The 15,680-nt window shown below is 44.5% G+C and carries 13 protein-coding genes; 6 read left to right on the top strand and 7 right to left on the bottom strand.

All coding sequences use genetic code 11. The annotated features are described in order from the left end of the window. Positions 1-9: 9 nt before the first annotated feature. A complete protein-coding gene (gene secA, locus K2Y18_00310; protein ID MBX9804180.1) occupies positions 10-2,805 on the bottom strand; it encodes a preprotein translocase subunit SecA in 2,796 nt (931 codons plus the stop codon). 339 nt (positions 2,806-3,144) lie between these two features. Here secA and K2Y18_00305 point away from each other — a divergent pair, with 339 nt between their 5' ends. Both K2Y18_00305 and K2Y18_00300 read left to right on the top strand, forming a co-directional pair. Then, the gene (locus K2Y18_00305) at positions 3,145-4,161 is read left to right on the top strand and encodes a peptidyl-prolyl cis-trans isomerase (GenBank protein MBX9804179.1); all 1,017 of its coding nucleotides are present in this window, start codon (positions 3,145-3,147) and stop codon (positions 4,159-4,161) included. Positions 4,162-4,220: 59 nt separating this feature from the next. Beyond that, complete coding sequence (locus K2Y18_00300) at positions 4,221-4,664, top strand: (deoxy)nucleoside triphosphate pyrophosphohydrolase (GenBank protein MBX9804178.1); 444 nt, start codon at positions 4,221-4,223, stop codon at positions 4,662-4,664. 14 nt (positions 4,665-4,678) lie between these two features. Here the strand turns inward: K2Y18_00300 and K2Y18_00295 are convergent, their stop codons facing one another. From K2Y18_00295 to K2Y18_00270, 6 genes are all read right to left on the bottom strand, one after another. Beyond that, a complete protein-coding gene (locus tag K2Y18_00295) occupies positions 4,679-5,908 on the bottom strand; it encodes a D-alanyl-D-alanine carboxypeptidase (protein MBX9804177.1) in 1,230 nt (409 codons plus the stop codon). 136 nt (positions 5,909-6,044) lie between these two features. Further along, the gene (locus K2Y18_00290) at positions 6,045-6,653 is read right to left on the bottom strand and encodes a chloramphenicol phosphotransferase CPT family protein (protein ID MBX9804176.1); all 609 of its coding nucleotides are present in this window, start codon (positions 6,651-6,653) and stop codon (positions 6,045-6,047) included. Between the two features lie 18 nt (positions 6,654-6,671). Next, positions 6,672-7,397: a sulfite exporter TauE/SafE family protein gene (locus tag K2Y18_00285; protein MBX9804175.1), complete on the bottom strand. Its 726-nt coding sequence runs from the start codon at positions 7,395-7,397 to the stop codon at positions 6,672-6,674. 136 nt (positions 7,398-7,533) lie between these two features. After that, positions 7,534-7,659, bottom strand: coding sequence for a type B 50S ribosomal protein L36 (gene ykgO, locus K2Y18_00280; GenBank protein MBX9804174.1), 126 nt, complete (start codon positions 7,657-7,659; stop codon positions 7,534-7,536). 85 nt (positions 7,660-7,744) lie between these two features. Continuing rightward, positions 7,745-9,967 (bottom strand): hypothetical protein, encoded by a 2,223-nt coding sequence (locus K2Y18_00275; protein ID MBX9804173.1) that lies wholly within the window; start codon positions 9,965-9,967, stop codon positions 7,745-7,747. A gap of 5 nt (positions 9,968-9,972) precedes the next feature. Then, on the bottom strand, positions 9,973-12,870 hold the full coding sequence (locus K2Y18_00270) for a hypothetical protein (protein ID MBX9804172.1): 2,898 nt from the start codon (positions 12,868-12,870) through the stop codon (positions 9,973-9,975). Positions 12,871-13,095: 225 nt separating this feature from the next. On the opposite strand from K2Y18_00270, the gene rpmH reads away from it, so the two are divergent. Genes rpmH through yidC form a run of 4 tightly spaced genes read left to right on the top strand, consistent with a single transcriptional unit; the run spans position 13,096 to position 15,618 of the window. Further along, entirely contained in the window at positions 13,096-13,230 is a 135-nt protein-coding gene (gene rpmH, locus K2Y18_00265) for a 50S ribosomal protein L34 (GenBank protein MBX9804171.1), read from the top strand. 22 nt (positions 13,231-13,252) lie between these two features. After that, on the top strand, positions 13,253-13,618 hold the full coding sequence (gene rnpA, locus K2Y18_00260; protein MBX9804170.1) for a ribonuclease P protein component: 366 nt from the start codon (positions 13,253-13,255) through the stop codon (positions 13,616-13,618). Beyond that, positions 13,615-13,896, top strand: coding sequence for a membrane protein insertion efficiency factor YidD (gene yidD / locus K2Y18_00255; GenBank protein MBX9804169.1), 282 nt, complete (start codon positions 13,615-13,617; stop codon positions 13,894-13,896). Before rnpA ends, yidD begins: the two co-directional genes overlap by 4 nt. 18 nt (positions 13,897-13,914) lie before the next feature. Further along, positions 13,915-15,618, top strand: coding sequence for a membrane protein insertase YidC (gene yidC, locus K2Y18_00250; protein ID MBX9804168.1), 1,704 nt, complete (start codon positions 13,915-13,917; stop codon positions 15,616-15,618). The last annotated feature ends 62 nt before the right edge of the window (positions 15,619-15,680 follow it).

The raw sequence follows: 15,680 nt of genomic DNA, 5'->3' as shown, positions 1-15,680 counted from the left end.
CCAGGTCAGCTATTCATCGTCAGTAAATTGGCCATGACAATGCTTGTATTTCGACCCAGATCCGCAAGGGCACAAGGCATTGCGTTGGACACGTCCCCAGGTTGTGGGGTCTTTGGGATCAATTTCCTCATCAAATTGATCGGAACGGCGTGTGCGTACCGGTTCCGCTGAATAATCTGTATTGGGAGCCATAGTTGTTGGATTCCAAATCGGCGTGCCACCGGGAACCTCCAACTCTTCATTTTCTTGAAGCCAATTGGGGGTCTCTTCTTTAAAGCGTGAGAAATCAGCTTCTTCCAGAAGATCCTCGAGGGCGTCTTCGCTGGGGTCTTGAAGAGAAAAGTGAGACAAGATCGTCGTTGCTTCTTCGCGTACTCGAACCAAGAGCTCCTTGAACAAGTTAAAGGCTTCGCGCTTATACTCGTTGAGGGGATTGCTCTGGGCGTAGGCGCGCAAATTGATCCCCTGGCGCAAGTGGTCCAGCATCAACAGGTTCTCTTTCCAGCACCGGTCGAGCGTTTGCAACAAGAGTGTCCGTTCAGCTGAGCGCATCAATGCTTCGCCATACTTCTCTTCCTTCTGGGCTGCAGCATCATCAACGGCCTTTATAATCCGAGCATAAAGCTCAGATTCTGCAATACCTTCTTCAGACGCCCAACTTTCAATTGGCAAATTCAAATTGAAAATACGCAAACATTCTGTTTGTAGTCCTTTGAGGTCCCATTGTTCTGCAAGTGCATTTTCTGGAATATGAATTTTTACAATGTCATCAACAACGTCGCTGCGCATTTCGTGGATGAGCTCTTTGGCATCTTCTTCAGTCATCAACTCACGGCGTTGCTCATAAATGATCTTTCTTTGGTCATTCATGACATCGTCGTATTTCAACAAATGCTTACGAATGTCAAAGTTGCGGGCTTCCACTTTTTGCTGCGCACGAGCCAAAGCCTTGCTGATCATGGAGTGAGAGATGGCTTCACCTTCTTGAACACCTAATTTGCGCAGCATGCTATCGAGACGTTCGGATCCGAAAATCCGCATCAAATCATCTTCGAGAGAAATAAAGAACTTAGAGGCACCGGGGTCTCCTTGACGACCGGACCGTCCTCTCAGCTGATTGTCAACGCGACGACTTTCGTGGCGTTCCGTGCCGATGACATAGAGTCCTCCAGCATCTTTGGCAATTTTCTGCGCTTTTTCAATTTCTTTGCGAATTTGAGAGATCCGCTTTTCCCGTTCTTCAGGATCGGTTATTTCTCCTAATTCCCGTTCAATGCGCATGTCCAGATTTCCACCGAGCTTAATATCGGTACCGCGTCCCGCCATGTTTGTGGCAATGGTGACTGCGCTTGGATATCCTGCTTCAGCAATAATGAAGGCCTCTTGATCATGATAACGGGCGTTCAAAACTTGGTGAGCGATCTTCTCTTTTGTGAGCAGGGTGGACATGACTTCTGACTTTTCGATGCTGGTTGTTCCAACCAACACAGGTTGCTTTCGGTCCTGACACTCGCGAATCAATTTGACCACAGAGTTATACTTTTCCTTGGCGGTGAGATAAACTTCATCATCAAAATCCAGGCGCTGAATGGGGACGTTTGTTGGAATTTCAACCGTAGCGAGTTTGTAAATTTCATCAAACTCAGGCGCATCGGTCATTGCAGTTCCGGTCATGCCTGCCAATTTTGGGTACATACGGAAGAAGTTCTGATAGGTGATGGAGGCCAAAGTTTGGTTTTCCATCTCAATGGTCACTTTTTCCTTGGCTTCTAAAGCTTGGTGTAAACCTTCTGAATACCGGCGTCCTTCCATCATGCGTCCCGTAAATTCATCAATAATAACGACCTTGTCGTCCTTAACGATGTAATCGACGTCACGCGTAAACAACTTATGCGCGCGCAAAGCCTGGTTCACATGGTGCACAAGGCCAATGTTATGAACATCATAAAGAGTTGCTCCATATTGAAGGAGACCGTTTTGGCGAAGAAGGTCTTCGATATGTTCAACGCCTGCTTCTGTCAAGGTCACGGTGCGTTGTTTTTCATCCTTCTCAAAATCCGTGTCGATTAAGGAGGGAAGCAACTTGTCAATTTGCATGTACAGATCAGATGAATCTTCTGCAGAACCGGAAATAATCAAGGGAGTTCGGGCTTCGTCAATAAGAATACTGTCGACTTCGTCCACAATGGCGTAATTGAAAGGGCGTTGAACCATTTCGCTCAAGCGAAATTTCATATTATCGCGCAAATAGTCGAACCCAAATTCGTGGTTTGTTCCATAAGTGACATCGGCGCCATAGGCTTGTCGACGTTGTTCGTCTGTGAGGCCGTGAACAATACATCCGACGGTTAGGCCCAAAAATTCATATATTTGACCCATCCACTTAGAGTCGCGATGGGCCAAATAGTCGTTAATCGTAACGACGTGGACACCTTTTCCACTCAAGGCATTGAGATAGACGGGCAAGGTTGCTACAAGAGTTTTTCCTTCGCCAGTCCGCATTTCGGTAATCATCCCCCCGTGAAGAACCATTCCTCCGACGAGCTGAACGTCAAAAGGGCGCTGTCCGAGCGTGCGCATTGCTGCTTCCCGAACGGTGGCAAAGGCTTCGACGAGAAGTTCATCTAAGGTTTCCCCATTCTTTAGACGCTCCCGAAACAAATCGGTTTGGCCTCGCAATTCTTTATCAGAAAGCTTCTTAACTTCCTCCTCAATGGCGTTGATTTTCTCTGCCGTCTTAAAATTTTTCTTAACCATACGGTCATTGGCGGAACCAAATAGTTTTCTAAAAGCCTTTTCCAACATACTCGCCTCAATTTAATTTTTGTTATATTCTCAAAAGTCAGGGTGTTTCCTTATAACATTTTTAAGGACTCTGTTTCCAGCGATCACATGACATCTTGCGTTCATTCTAATTCTATTTTATAAAAGACTCAATGGTTATAGCCCGATATGGGGCCATTGTGTTATATAATTTTTAATTGCCTGGTATAGTCATATATGTATTTGCTGCCAAGGTTGTCCTGTTTCCTGACGTTTGTGCGGGTTTCAGCACTCTTTTCAGTAATATCTTTATGGCTTATAATAGAGTCAGTTACCATTGAATTTTGAGTTGTTACATTTATTTATAAGGAAATCGGTTACATGAAATCATTTATCTCTTCCAAAATCACCTCCAGAGTTGGAGTATTATCCCTTGCCTTGGTCTCAGCTGTACCGATGCCATTATGGGCGGCTGCTGCGTCTACAGATACAACATCTCAAGCGCCAGCAGCTCCTGCGGCTGCAGAACCAGCTGACAGTACGGTTGTTGGAAAAGCCGTAGTCGATGGCAAAACACTTGAAGTTACCTACGGCGAAGTAAAGGGCAAATTGAAATTGTTGCCTCCTCAACTTCAAAGCGCCCCCTTTAAAGATATTTTTCCTTTGCTTCTTAAGAGTGTTGTGACAGAGAAGATCATTTCTTACTACGCAGAACAGTCTGGCATTAAAAATGATCCTGACTACCAAAAAATGGTTGGTGAATGTCAAAAGGGCGTCTTGCAGAAGTTGTTCCTTGATAAAGAAATTGATAAGAGAGCAACGGATGATGAGCTGAAAAAAGCTTATGAGGACGTGAAGAAATCTGCACCAAAAGAAGATGAATATGACATCAGCATGATTACATTGACGGACAAAACAAAGGCCGAAAATGTGTTGAAAGAGTTGAAGAAAATAGGTGTCTCTAAGTTTGCTGAAGTTGCCAATAAAGAATCTATGAACAAGATTCCAGATGGAAACTTGGGCTATGTTCGTTTGGGCGAGTTACCTGAAGCATTCCGGGATAAAGTTAAGAATGCTGCTAAAGCAACAATCGTGCAAAATGTTGTTGAAATATCGATGCCAGATCCAAGTGATGCCAATAAGAAGGTAACAACTTACAATATCCTAATGGTAAAAGACAAGCGCGCGGCTACATTCCCACCGTTTGAAGCCGTTAAGGGTGAGTTGAAATCAGCCGTTGGTTCTAAGTTTGCCAAAGAAGCGATTAAAGAGTTTGAAGGCAAAGCAAAGATTGAGCTTTTTGGCATGGATGGTAAGCCACTGGAAGCCCCAAAAGCTGACGCTCCAAAGGTTGATGCTTCTAAAGTTGAAACGACAAAGGCAGCACCAGCAGCCTAACCGTTGTCAAGAATTAATAAAGCCCCCACTATTTGGGGGCTTTTTTTATAGGAATTCACATGACTCTACCGGTAATTTATGTAGTTGGCGCCCTGATGCAAGATGAGGCTGGGCGTTACCTCTTGGCCCAACGACCTGCGAATAAGAAAATGCCTTTTCTTTGGGAGGTTCCTGGGGGAAAGATAGATGCGGGCGAGACCCCTGAGCAGGCCTTGGTGAGAGAATTGCATGAAGAAATCGGCGTCGTTGCTTGTTCCACTGCCTTTAAACCCTATACTTTTGTGAGTATGACTTACAGTGAATTCCATATCATCTTGTTGGTGTATACTTGCTCAAGATGGACAGGGATCCCTACGGCTCGAGAAGGGCAAGGTGGACTTGAATGGGTAAGGCCGGAAGATATGGATGAATACCCCATGCCTGAGGCCAATCGGTCCTTGATTTCCTTATTGAAAATGAAGTCAAGAGAGCAGAACCTTGCCGTTGTGGAGCAAGTTGCCTAGAGGTCTAAAAGGTCTCAGTTAGCCGCCAGAACACGGCATTCCTTGCCCTTAGGGGCATATCTTTTGCACACTGTTGTTGCTTCTTCCCGTGAAATCCCGAAAAGTCGTGCTCCATAGGACGATTTTCTGCCTTTGGATACTTTCGGCGTAGAAACTTCCCCCGACTTTAAGATTCGCAAAGCTTTTGTTGCGATATGCCTAGCTTCTTCACGGGAGTTATAAGTTCCCATTTGAACAGCCCACAAATCTGATGCGCTAGCTTTCTTAACCGACGGTTGAGAAGAAGGCGGAGGCCAGCTCACAGCGATCGGGCGAAGGGGACTTTTGGGCGCTTCTCTTTCTTCTTTCAAAAACTCAGTTACTTCTGAGTCATCCTCATCGTCTTCCTTTGCGATACTGACTTTTGTCGCCCCACGTCCGATGCCGATCCTTCTAAAATTGCTATCAAACAATTCTAGAACGCGGCGATCCCGCCAGTGGCGGTTGGGTCCCCCTAAAACAACAGTAATGAGTCTTCGAGGTTTATTATCTTCTCCAGTCAGGACGGCAGACGCGGCTAAATTGAAGCCAGAGGCGGCAATGTAGCCCGTTTTAAATCCATCGATTTTGAATGCGTCTTTTCCATTACGATTAAGTAAATGGTTATGATTTCGGTGAACGATGCCCCGAAAGTGGAAAGCTTTGAGGCGAAAATGGTGGTAATCCTTGGGAAAGTGCAGATAAAGAGAGCGACCAAGCGTTGCCATATCACGAGCGGTCGTGATTTGGTTGGGATTGGGCAAGCCGGAGGCATTTTTAAAAATTGTGTTAGGCATTTTGAGAGCGCGTGCTTTGCGGGTCATTTGACTTGCGAAGTTGGATTCACTTCCCCCAAGGTATTCTGCAATGGCTGCCGCACAGTCATTGGCTGATTTTGTGGTTAAGGCCTTTATGATGGTTTCAACGGTAACGGACGATCCTGGGCGCAATCCCAATTTAGATGGACTCTGGCGCGCAGCATGGGAAGATATAGGGACTCGGGTATTCATAGTGATGCGGCCAGATTTTAGGGCTTCAAATACCATGTATAAGGTCATCATTTTTGTCAATGAGGCGGGATGGCAGGTTTTATCGGCGTCCTCTTCGTCCAAAACTTTGCCAGAGTGAGCGTCGATGACAATAGCTGCATACCTTCGTGTTAAAGACAAAGTCGTATTGAGACAAGCAAATACAATTAAGCAAATTAATAATCTAAAGTAGGTCATGAGTGTGTTAGGTTCTCCATTGATGGGCCCTTATTTTCATTATCATCCCTATTTACATTAGAAAATAATTCTCAGGGTTTGTCCAGGTTTGATTCATAAAAAGTAGGAGATTTTTGAACATAATTCTCTATTAACTTTAAACACCAAATGCGGCCTCGAGTTTCTTGAACCCTTGAGGGTCAGGATTTGCTTGAATAAATTCAAGAATTTGCTGCGCACATGCTTTGGAGGGCGTATGTGTTGTATTGATTTCAAGATCATAAAATCGAGTGGGCCCATGAACTCTATTGATTTGGTCACGTCCAAGGCCAAGGCTGTACCCCCCCCTTTTTTGTTCGCGACGAATCAATTCTTCTAAATCGCAATGAATCCCAATGCAATAAGCTTTTAAGCCCTTGAAGGCTTTTGTGTATTCCTTTAAGTAATAATCATGGAATATGACCTCGTCACAGGCTATGTTTAAGCCGCGAGACGCCATCTTCGCAATAACGGGAGGAATGGTGTGGAGAACAGCGCGTCCAAAATCCCCGTTATAGACACGGGTAATGGGGCCTCCTTCATCTTCTTCTCGAACAAATTGGATACCGTCTTTTGCTTTTTCACCCCATCCATAATAATCTGATGGCATCATATCCAAAAAGTTATCGACCCCAAGCTTCATAATAGGGGAGGGGGAAATCTTCTGTAATTCGTTGATAATAGATGTTTTTCCAGATGTTGCGACACCATTTAGAAATATAATCATCTCCATTATCCATGCCTCCTAGTATTTCGTCGTCAGGTTCAAGAGCCATTGAGGGCTGTGGCTGACTAACCAAGTCTCAACGGCCTTGTCACTTCCAATTAATATCAAAAAACTAATAACAATTAGTGAATATCCAAGCCATTTACGTCCCGAATATCCCCGTTTTAGAAGCTTTTTCTTCTTTAAATATTTTTTGGATAGGTAGGAGAGGCCTAACAGTGGGGTCGTCACGCCCAACGCAAAAACCGTCATCAACAAGGTAGCCTGACCAAAATGGTCCCCTCTTCCTGCTAAGGTGAGGGCCAGGGATAGGGTAGGGCCGGCGCAGGGAAACCAAATAAATCCGATAAGGGCACCAATGAGAAAGTTAATGGCGAGCTTCTCAAGGGGAAGCTCTTTTAAATGGGGAGGATAGAAGGTTTTTCGAGCTTTCAAAGCCAAAGGTTTGCCATGCTTCAATAAGAAAATTTGGAGGGATTGTTGGCTCAAGACGATTCCAATGATGAGGAGAAGAAGGACCGAAATGAGACGCAGCTTCTTAATTTCAATCCCGACAACCGTATGGGTAGTGGCAAGAGCAAACCCCATAATTGTGAAGGTAAGGCAAAGACCAACGATTAAGGCAAGAGGACCTGACCGGTGGCGTTGCCATGTGCTGGAAATGAGGACTGGAATCAAAGGGAAAGCACAAGGATTGAAAAGGGTAAAGGCACCTGCAAGAAAGGAGAGGCCGACGAGAGTCATAAAGTTCTCAATACAATAAAATTATAATTAATTTAAGGGTATCAGGAGAAAGGTATAAAATACAAGAGGTTGAATAAAAATAAGTAAAGGATAAAGAGGAGTGAAAAGGGTAGATGTTTATACTACCCTTTATTTATTAACCTTGGCGGGCTTTAAAGCGCGGCGCTTGCTTGTTAATAACATAAACCCGTCCGCGACGACGAACGATTTTGCACGCCTTATGGCGGGATTTCAATGTTTTGAGAGAGTTTGCGATTTTCATAACAGAAAGTCCTTAAAAAATTAATTTAACCATACCTACCGCATTTTCACGCCCCTGTCAAGGATTTCTCCTGACGTTTTGGTGTTTATTCGTTACCAAGTGCCTCGAGAGTATTTTCTTGTTTCTGGTGTTTATAGAGCATTCTCAAGTTGTCGTTAGGAGATGTTTTGAAAGCAAGATATCCCCCTTCTCCAATTGGGTTGTCACCCAGAGATAGAGCATTCAGGGTTTCGTTTCCAGCCAGTATTTTCGCCCCCTCATCATCGATCATATTATGCTTTAGCCTTAGGAATTTTAATTTAGCACTTAGTTGAGAAACCCCTTTTGATGTGACGCCATTCCGCCCAAGATCAAGGGAGACGATGCTATTGCTTCTTGAGATCGCGAGTGCGCCATTGTCACCGGCATTATTATTTCGTAAATCAAGGAAAATAAGTTTAGCACATTGATTAAACCAGCAGGCCCCCTCAGGCTCGATTTGGCAGTTTTTCAGGATGAGGTGACGCAAATGGGGCATTTTTGATATCCCGCAAGCCCCACTATCTCCAATACGATTATGGGATAGGTTTAAGGTGTTGACGACGGCCATATGTCTTAGAATATTCGCCCCAACGTCAGTGATCTGGTTGGAGGATAGGTCTATATCCTCTATTTGAGAGGCAAGCAGTCCATACAATCCCTCATTACCAATACCGTTTCTTGCGACACTAAGGGTGCGAATGGTTACATTCGGATTAAACCATAAGAGTCCTTGGTTACCGACATTGTTTCCATTTAAGGTCAGAACAGTGATTTTGGAATGCCGAAACAAGCTGCGAGCACCCTCGGGTCCTATGCTGTTGTTAGATAGATCCACTTCATTAAGGTCTGGCAGTGTTGAGATGAGCGTCGCTCCTTCATCTGACATGTGACTGTTTTCAACAATCAAAGTAGTGAGGCCCGTAAAAATTGGAAGAGACCTGATCGCAGGCGGCATGAGATGAGAAAATGCTAAATAGAATAGTTTTCCATTCTGAAGTCTGTTGAGGACTTCTCCGAGATTATTGCCAAGTGAAGACTGAACGAGGCGGGGAAATAATTTGCGAAGGTCAGGGTGGGCCACGCCAGGGCATTTATCGCAGGAAAGCGTTTCAAGATCTGGGCATGTTTTTGCAAAGGTGTCGAGTATTGGATCGGCGACGAGAGGGGTGTAATCAAATAGAGCTGTTCTTAAAGAATTGGTCTCTAATGAAAATTTTTCTAAGGCTCCATTTTCTTTCAGTTCGACGTGTTTGAGACCATACTCCTCCCGGGCGCTCTCCAGTTCCATGTTATCCTTCTTCCTTTTGTATTTAATAGAGAGTAGCCGCCTTTGCTTTCTCATAAGCTCCACGGGGGGTTTTTCTGCTTTTACCGTTACTTCCTTTAAGGTGAAACAGCCATTGAGCTTTAGGGTTCTCAAGGTGGAAAATTTCCCTGCAAATCTCTCTAAATTATAACAACGGGAGCCATCAAAGTAGTAGAGACCCGTGCATTGCTCAGGTAATTCAGCAACCATTTTGCCGTTAACCCAGGGGCATCCTTGGAGGGTGAGGTGAGTTATATATCTGATGTGAAATTGACGAAACAGCTTTGGGTCAAGAGTATCGCAATAGTTTAAGCTCAACTGATTCGTGTATTGGCCTTGTAAAATACCGATCATTTTCGTTCGGAGTTCAGGGCTTAAGGCTCTTAATCTCCCTTTGCTATCCTTTGGTTGTTGCCAGTTAAATCCCTTGAAAAACTCTTCCAATGCAGTCGGTTTCGTTTGAATGTCCTCATTAATCAAACCCAAATCTTCGATGTCCGTAAGGGGGGCGTCTGCCTTCTGGTCAGGGGTTGGAGGGCGAGTACCCACAGCTTCATCATCAAGGAAGGAAACCCCGACCCAAACTTCCTCTTCTTGAACATCCCCTTGAACATCCCCTTGAACATCCCCTAGGAGTTGTTCCCCTGCAATTGTATCTTCTGAGGTAACTTCGATTTCAACGCCACTAGAATAGTCTTTGGAATCATAAACGGCTTCGCTTGCTGGATCCCCATTCTTCATCAATTGTCCAGGGTGTCCCTTGTCATCAAAATAACCTTTAGGAATTTCTTCATCCCCTGAGTGCCAATCCTCAAAGCCGCTTTGTAGACTTAATCTTGATGGTTTATTTTTACGAGGCGGGGGTTTATTTTCTATCACAAAGCCGAGACTTTCAAGATCAATCCCCTCCATGCAGCTACCCTCCATGATATTTAGAGAGAAGATGAGGGCAATGAACAGAATGTATGGTAAGGTCTTCATTTGAGTCAATCCAACCCAATCTTGGTACCGTCAAAGACCCCCGCTAAGACAAGTTTTGCTTCTTGGAGGTTTTTGTTTGCAGATTTGGTTAAGTGTTTGGCGTGATTGGGTTTGATATTTCTATTCCCGGATAAATATAAGAATCGAAGAGACGGGTTCCCAGCTAACATGATGACAGCCTCTTCATCCAGATTATTATTTTGCAGAACAAGGGTTTTCAAGCTTGTGTTCAGCACAAACTTGTTGGCCCCAGAGCTCGTGAGCTTGTTATTGCTGAGATCTAAAAGTTGAAGAGTCGTGTTCCTTGACAAGGGATCTGCCCCATCATCATCTATGTTATTTGATCCTAAGGTCAAGATTTGGAGCACTGTGTTAAGCTCAAACTCTCTTACCCCTAAGCTTGTGATGCCATTTCTTCTTAAAAATAACTTGGTGAGGGTTCTGTTTCTGGCGATTTGAGCAGTCCCAAAGTCTTCAATAGCATTATTGTCTAGGTCGAGGAACAGGATGTTGGTGTTGCGTTCAAACCACCCGGCGCCATATTTGGTGACCTTGTTGTTTCTTAATATGAGAGTTTGGAGTTTTTTAGAACCTTGGCCTAAGAACTTGGCGCCCTCAGGCCCTACTTGATTATCCGATAAATTTAGTAAATGGAAGTCTCCCGTTGATAAAGTTTGAGCACCAGCATCACCAACTCTATTGTTACTTATGTCTAATTCTCTGATTTGTTTATTGGACCATAAGGGTTTTGGGTTTTGAATCATATTATTTGATAAATTTAAGTACGTGACTTTCGAGACTGTCCCGAACCCTTCAAGCCCATCATCGTCGATTTTGTTTCCTGATACGTTGAGAGTGTTGATAACTGATTCCTCCCCAAAATTCCCTATTCTTCTAATATTGTTGTTGGATAGGTCTACTATAAAGAAAGAAGCATTTTGAAACAACGCTTGGGCGCCAGTTGAGGTAATGCCATTGTTGGAAAGATTGAGATCAGTGATTGCATGATGTTGTGACAATATGAGAGCGATCTCATCCGTGATATGGCTTCCTGGTAAATTTAAGGTTGTGAGGAAGGAAAGCTGCAAAAGGGCTTCTGGTGGGAGATTATGGATTCGGCCTAAAGTTAACGAGAATTCCTTCTGACGGTCCATATTTGTAGAAAGAAGTCCCAAAGTTTCCTCGTCAAGTGAGCTTTGTTTGAGTAAAGGTGCTGTCTTGCGAAGGATAGGGTAGGCAAGTTGTGGACACTTGTCACAAGCTATGGTTTCTAGGCTGGGACATTGTGAGGCTACCTTCTCGAGAATAGAATCGGTTATGCCAACCGTAAAATACATGTCTATTGATTTTAGAGTTTTACTTCTAAGGATTAGTTTACGCAGAAGTTCATTCTCCCTGATATGGAGAATTTCAAGAGCATTTCCAGGATAAGGGTCATCACTTCTGCTTTCCAAAATAACTCTTTTTGGTTGAAATTCAATATCCGTGAGATTAGAACAACAATTCAACTCTAAGAACACGAGGGTTGGGAAATCGCCTTTGAAACTGGTAAGGCAATCACAAAAAGACAGGTCCAAAGTCAGAAGGAATGGACAATGGCGACGATTGTTTAGTTCAGTGACCATTTCTTGCGTTACTTGAGGAATCCCTCGTAAACGCAGTTCAGTTGTATTCACAAGCGTAAATTCGTCGAAAAATATTCTTGGTTTAAAGGCTTTGCAAGAATTGAGAACAAATATGACGTGGTCGCATGATTGCAGTATGGCAAACAAAGCCTTTTGAAGATCTAGATCCAAACCACCACAGACCAACTTTGAAAAAAACTCTTCCCGAAAAAACCGATTTTCTTTTAACTGTGCTTCATTAACACCTAATTCTTCGAGGCTGGTGATAGGTTTTCTTTCAATGAGGTCAAGTTCAATCCGCCCCTTAAAATGTCCCTCTCTTGTTGCTTCGTCTAAACTTGCAAGAAGATCTCGAGGGCGTACGCTTTGCGTATCGGTATCTTCATCGGACAGAGAGGTCTGCTCATGAACCTCATGGGGCCTAAAATCAGTTACGGTTTGTCCCGCCACGAAAGGAGAATCTCTGCGAGGACTCCTTGGTTGAACGGTTGGGGTATTGACGCCACTTCCTGCGAATTCAGAATAGACGCGAGGTGATTTCATGAATTTTTCACCTGCTGTTTCTCCACTCTTCGTTGTGAAAGAAGGGCCGCGTCCCCGCGGTGTTGTCAACCCAGAGAGAGACGCCGAGTTGGCGCTTTCTACTTGATCTTCCAGGGATCCCTCTCTCACTAAAGCTGCCGGGGTTGAGGCGCGTCTTACTTTGAGGGGGGTACTTGATCCTGTTCGTGATGATACAGAGTCTCGTCTTGGAGAAAGGTTTTTAAGAGATCCGGATGAGGTGGAGGATTGATTGGGTGTAGAAGTGCCAATTCGTGCGCTGATGGAAGCAGATTGACCAAGTAAAGACATGGGACTGACTTTCATTACGGGTGGCCCTTCACTATTATCGTTGGGACTACTTCCCCTTATGGGGGTGGCGCTTCCTGTTACGGTTGAAGACAGAGAACTCAAAATTTTAGACGCCCGCCTTGACCCTGGTCGGGTGTTCGACCCTTTATCTCCAGATCCAGGGATGGGTATTGGACCGCTGGTTTTACTTCCTCCCTTCTTAGATGAGGTAATTAGGGGAGGGGGTGGTTGGCGTGTTTGGGGTGGATCCCTCAGATCAACTTCCTCAAAGTTATGAGGGTCAGTAAAAGGGTCCGTCATCTCTTTGAGCACATCACGCTGTGAGCGAGGACCCAAAGACTCTGTATCCATAGCTTCAGCTTTGTTTTCAATGCAATAAAGAAAAAGTAAAGATAAAACGCATAAAATACATCTTAAATATTTCACGAATTAAACTCCTTTAACTACTGAATTGCATTTCTTATAATGCTACAATAATTGCTTTTCTATTAAAATTGGGTTTACTTTTGCGAGAAGCGTATAAAAAGAACTAAAAGTCATGAGCGTTGTCTCTTTAATCTGCTGCAAGGGAGAGTCATCTCCATTAAAAGTCTTGACGACCGTCCATGAGCGGGCTATACAATTAGAAATGCATTTAAGAGGAATAGTATCGTGAAAAGAACATTTCAACCAAGCAATCTCGTACGTAAACGCCGACATGGCTTTCGTGCACGTATGGCCACGGCAAACGGTCGTCGGATTATCAACGCTCGTCGGGCAAAAGGGCGCAAGCGCCTGTCGGCCTAAAATCAATTAGTAAGGCACCTCAATGTCAATGATTCCGCGCTTAAAGAAGCGATCGGATTTTTTGCGAGTTGCCGCTTTTCAACGGAAGGTTGTAATGCCAACAATGATTGTTCAGCTTGCTGAGCGTTCCAAAGTCGATAAGAGCGGCGAAGACTTGCCTCTTTTACGTGTTGGTTATACATCCAGTCGAAAAGTGGGAAACGCTGTGAAACGCAACCGAGCGCGTCGTCGTTTGCGGGCTGTTGTCGAAGCCGTATGTCCACATTTCAAGTTTTCTGAAGAAGATATTGTCTTAATTGCCCGCACCTCAACGGTAACGGCGCCTTTTGCGGCTCTTCTTCGGGATTTTCATCAAGCTCTCAACCGTTTGGAAATACCAACCACATGATTAAACGTCTTGTTGTCTTCTCATTATATGGCTATCGCCGTCTCATTTCGCCGTTTTTACCTCCCCGTTGTCGGTTTGATCCAACGTGCTCCCGCTATGCTATTCATGCCATTGAGCATCATGGCTTGCGCCGCGGCAGTTGGATGGCCGTTAAGCGAGTATTTCGATGTCATCCTCTTAATAGTGAGTGGGGATACGATCCAGTTCCAACCCCGCTTCAAAACGAAAACACCAAATCCTCCCATGCCGCACCTTATCTAGGGTCTTCTTTAAAATAATACGAGTAGAGAAATCACATGAATGAACAAAAAAATCTGATCCTTGCTGGAACCCTCGCCATCTTCATTTGGCTTGGATTTAATTATTTTTATGAACGCCCAAAGGTCGAAGCCCTGAATCGTCAAGCAGAAGCGACTGTTCAAGTGAAAGGGGAAAGTCCCGCCAGTCCTTCAGGCACAGCCCTGCCAGTCGTTAAGACAAATCTGCCACCGAAAGAAGCCCTTGCCTTAAATCCGCGCTTAGCAATTAAGACAGGCGTTTTGAAAGGATCTATCAATTTAAAAGGCTGCCTCTTGGATGACTTGATGTTGTTGAATTATCATGAAACAACGGACAAATCCAGCCCCCCCATTACGCTTCTGTCTCCGGAAGGAACGAAAGGGGCCTATTTTGCGAATTTTGGGTGGATTGCCAAAGAATCATCCATCAAACTCCCGGATGCCACAAGCGTTTGGAAAACCAAGGCTACGGCCTTGACTCAAGATTCGCCGGTCGTCTTGGAATGGGACAATGGGGATGGCTTGAAGTTTGAGCGCACCATAACGGTTGACGACAAATATATGTTCACGGTGACGGACAAAATTACCAATACCAAAGAAACGTCAGTTTCTTTAAGTTCTTTTGGACAAATCAATCGTTTAGAAACACCAGAAGTGGGTGGGTTCTTTATCTTACATGAAGGTCCCATCGGCGTTTTGAACGGAAAGCTGACCGAATTAACCTATTCCAAGCTCAAGGAAAAAGGAACGATTGAAGAAACATCTACCGGGGGATGGGTTGGTATTACAGATAAATACTGGCTGGCAGCCCTGATTCCAAACCAAAAAACGACCGAGAAAGTAGTATTTAAGGGCCAAACCATTGAGGGACAAGATCAGTATCAAACACAAGTCTTAGGCCCTGTGCTTGAGGTGAAACCGGGCGTTGGCGTTGAGATAAAGCACCACTTCTTTGCAGGTGCCAAAATCTTAAGAGTATTGGATGATTATGAAGCCAAACTCGGGTTTGATAAGTTTGATCTGGCGGTTGATTTCGGCTGGTTCTACTTCCTGACCAAGCCGCTGTTCTACATATTAGAGTATTTGCATAACCTTTTGGGTAATTTTGGCTTGGCAATCTTGGCATTGACCGTTTTGTTCAAAGTGGCGTTCTTCCCACTCGCTAATAAATCCTACCGATCCATGTCGCACATGAAGCAGGTTCAGCCCAAGATTGAAGCTTTGAAAAAGCGATTTGGGGACGATAAACTGCGCATGAATCAAGAGTTGATGGATTTGTATCGCAAGGAAAAGATCAACCCGTTAGCGGGCTGCTTGCCCATGTTGATTCAAGCACCAGTATTTTTCTGTCTCTATAAGGTATTGTTTGTCACACTCGAAATGCGACATGCTCCCTTCTATGGGTGGATTCAAGACTTGTCTGCGCCCGATCCAACAACGGTCGTTAACTTGTTTGGTCTGCTTCCTTTCACGCCGCCGTCAATGTTGATGATTGGTGCTTGGCCGATCCTTATGGGTGTGACCATGTTCTTGCAACAAAAGTTGAATCCACAACCTGCGGATCCAGCACAAGCCAAAGCATTCATGCTCATGCCGTTTTTCTTAACTTTCCTTCTGGCTTCATTTCCAGCGGGGTTGGTCATTTATTGGGCCTGGAACAACGTTTTGTCCATGGGTCAGCAGTGGACTATTATGCGCCTTGAGGCGAAAAGAGTGCGTTAACTGCCTCGCTTATGGGCGATGTTTGTTAAGAAAGAGAACCTGTATTTTTTACCTCTCCCACA

Source organism: Alphaproteobacteria bacterium, from assembly GCA_019746225.1.
GTDB lineage: Bacteria > Pseudomonadota > Alphaproteobacteria > Paracaedibacterales > VGCI01 > VGCI01.
This window is presented reverse-complemented; position numbering and strand designations above follow the sequence as displayed.

Coding starts and splice junctions, on each gene's coding strand:
- K2Y18_00285 (MBX9804175.1), bottom strand. CDS start 7,397: ATGACTCTCGTCGGCCTCTCCTTTCTTGCAGGTGCCTTTACCCTTTTC.
- K2Y18_00275 (MBX9804173.1), bottom strand. CDS start 9,967: ATGAAGACCTTACCATACATTCTGTTCATTGCCCTCATCTTCTCTCTA.
- secA (MBX9804180.1), bottom strand. CDS start 2,805: ATGTTGGAAAAGGCTTTTAGAAAACTATTTGGTTCCGCCAATGACCGT.
- K2Y18_00295 (MBX9804177.1), bottom strand. CDS start 5,908: ATGACCTACTTTAGATTATTAATTTGCTTAATTGTATTTGCTTGTCTC.
- K2Y18_00305 (MBX9804179.1), top strand. CDS start 3,145: ATGAAATCATTTATCTCTTCCAAAATCACCTCCAGAGTTGGAGTATTA.
- yidD (MBX9804169.1), top strand. CDS start 13,615: ATGATTAAACGTCTTGTTGTCTTCTCATTATATGGCTATCGCCGTCTC.
- rnpA (MBX9804170.1), top strand. CDS start 13,253: ATGTCAATGATTCCGCGCTTAAAGAAGCGATCGGATTTTTTGCGAGTT.
- K2Y18_00300 (MBX9804178.1), top strand. CDS start 4,221: ATGACTCTACCGGTAATTTATGTAGTTGGCGCCCTGATGCAAGATGAG.
- K2Y18_00290 (MBX9804176.1), bottom strand. CDS start 6,653: ATGATTATATTTCTAAATGGTGTCGCAACATCTGGAAAAACATCTATT.
- ykgO (MBX9804174.1), bottom strand. CDS start 7,659: ATGAAAATCGCAAACTCTCTCAAAACATTGAAATCCCGCCATAAGGCG.
- yidC (MBX9804168.1), top strand. CDS start 13,915: ATGAATGAACAAAAAAATCTGATCCTTGCTGGAACCCTCGCCATCTTC.